The organism is Tritonibacter sp. SIMBA_163, from assembly GCF_046535935.1.
Classification (GTDB): domain Bacteria; phylum Pseudomonadota; class Alphaproteobacteria; order Rhodobacterales; family Rhodobacteraceae; genus Epibacterium; species Epibacterium scottomollicae.
In genome coordinates this window covers 1-291 of record NZ_JAWJBP010000275.1, presented here as the reverse complement: position 1 = coordinate 291, position 291 = coordinate 1, and the positions used below count along the sequence as shown (strand labels likewise).

At 61.2% G+C, this 291-nt stretch carries 1 protein-coding gene; it reads right to left on the bottom strand.

Features of this window, described 5'->3' with window-relative positions:
* Positions 1 to 291 (bottom strand): hypothetical protein (locus tag R0J92_RS22390; protein ID WP_411053275.1); only part of this gene is annotated, 291 nt, incomplete at both ends.

Genomic DNA, 291 nt, shown 5'->3' with positions numbered 1-291 from the left:
CCGCGAGAGATCAGAAGGTTGCCGGCCAGACCCTGCCGCGCAAGAATCAGGAGGATCTCGACGAGCCGGTGGCGGGTCTGGGTCAGGTCTGAGGGATAATTCTGGTCATGCGTGGTCCAGTCCGCGACGATGGCGAAAAGCTCTTCTGACCCGGCGGCCTTCCACGTCGGCCTCAGATCCCAGTCCTTCTGCCCATCGGAATAGACCTTGCCGAACAGGTTCATGGTTTGCTGGTCAAAGACCAGCGATGCGGCCAGAAACCGGCTTTGCCCACGGTCTGGAAGGTTCGCG